This is a genomic window from Flavobacterium sp. (genome assembly GCF_003525665.1).
In the GTDB taxonomy this organism is placed as follows: domain Bacteria; phylum Bacteroidota; class Bacteroidia; order Flavobacteriales; family Flavobacteriaceae; genus Flavobacterium.
The window spans coordinates 383-1,561 of sequence record NZ_DQDX01000211.1 but is presented as its reverse complement, the minus strand read 5'-3'; the positions used below and the strand labels follow the sequence as shown (position 1 = coordinate 1,561).

The window sequence follows — 1,179 nt, the reverse complement described above, 5'->3', positions numbered from 1 at the left end:
TTTATATCTTTGCACCCTTAATTAATCGAGGTCGAGAACCTCAAAATTTAATCAAAAGATTATGTCAGTAAAAATTAGATTACAAAGACACGGTAAAAAACAAAAACCTTTTTACTGGATCGTAGCGGCAGATGCTCGCGCAAAAAGAGATGGTAAATTCTTAGAAAAATTAGGAACTTACAATCCAAACACAAATCCTGCTACTATTGATTTAAACCTTGACCAAGCTGTTCAATGGTTACACAATGGAGCTCAACCAACAGATACTGCAAGAGCAATTCTTTCTTACAAAGGTGCTTTATTGAAACACCACCTTGATGGAGGAGTTCGTAAAGGTGCTTTAACTCAAGAACAAGCTGATGCAAAATTAACTGCTTGGATTGAAGAAAAAGCTGGAAAAGTTGATGCTAAAAAAGAAGGATTGACTAAAAAACAAGCTGAAGCTAAAGCTAAAGCGTTGAAAGCTGAACAAGCTGCAAACGAAAAAAGAGTAAATGCTGCTGCTGAAGCTGCAAAAGCTAATGAAGTAACAGAAGAAGTTGTTGAAGAAACTGCTGAAGTTGTTGCCGATGCTGAAACTCCAGCTGCTGAAGAAGCTAGCGAAGAAACAGAAGCTTAATACCTAGCGATAATGCGTAAAGAAGATTGTTTCTATCTAGGCAAAATCGCGAAGAAATTTAGTTTCAAAGGTGAAGTTCTTATCTATTTAGATACTGACGAACCTGAGTTATATGAAAATATGGAATCGATTTTTGTTGAATTCAACAAAAATTTGATTCCATATTTTATTGAAAATTCTTCTCTTCACAAGAATGACTTTCTTAGAGTTAAATTTGAAGATGTTGACAATGAAGAACAAGCCGACGAAATAATTGGCTCGGAAGTCTATCTTCCTATTTCGATGTTGCCTAAACTCGAAGGCAACAAATTTTATTTTCACGAAGTTATTGGTTTTGAAATTGAAGACAAACGCTTGGGTGTTTTCGGAAAGATTGTTTCTATCAATGATTCTTCGGCACAACCTTTATTTGAAGTTGTGAATGGTTCTGTAGAAATTCTTGTTCCAATGATTGATCAGTTTTTGGTTAAAATCGATAGAGAGAACAAGAAAGTTATTATGGATTTGCCGGAAGGATTGGTGGAAATGTACCTTTAGGGAAATTCCAATATTTTAAATTC

The 1,179-nt window shown here is 34.9% G+C and carries 2 protein-coding genes; both read left to right on the top strand.

From position 1 onward, the window contains the following. Window positions 1-61: 61 nt before the first annotated feature. Window positions 62-619 carry a 30S ribosomal protein S16 gene (locus DIU01_RS14650; RefSeq protein ID WP_290835737.1) on the top strand — a complete coding sequence of 186 codons (558 nt, stop codon included), beginning with the start codon at window positions 62-64 and terminating at the stop codon, window positions 617-619. Window positions 620-631: 12 nt separating this feature from the next. Then, window positions 632-1,156, top strand: a complete 525-nt coding sequence (gene rimM, locus DIU01_RS14645; RefSeq protein WP_290835735.1) for a ribosome maturation factor RimM — start codon at window positions 632-634, stop codon at window positions 1,154-1,156. Window positions 1,157-1,179: the final 23 nt, after the last annotated feature.

Excerpts from the sequence above, each read along its gene's own strand:
- DIU01_RS14650 (WP_290835737.1), top strand. The coding sequence starts at position 62 with ATGTCAGTAAAAATTAGATTACAAAGACACGGTAAAAAACAAAAACCT.
- rimM (WP_290835735.1), top strand. The coding sequence starts at position 632 with ATGCGTAAAGAAGATTGTTTCTATCTAGGCAAAATCGCGAAGAAATTT.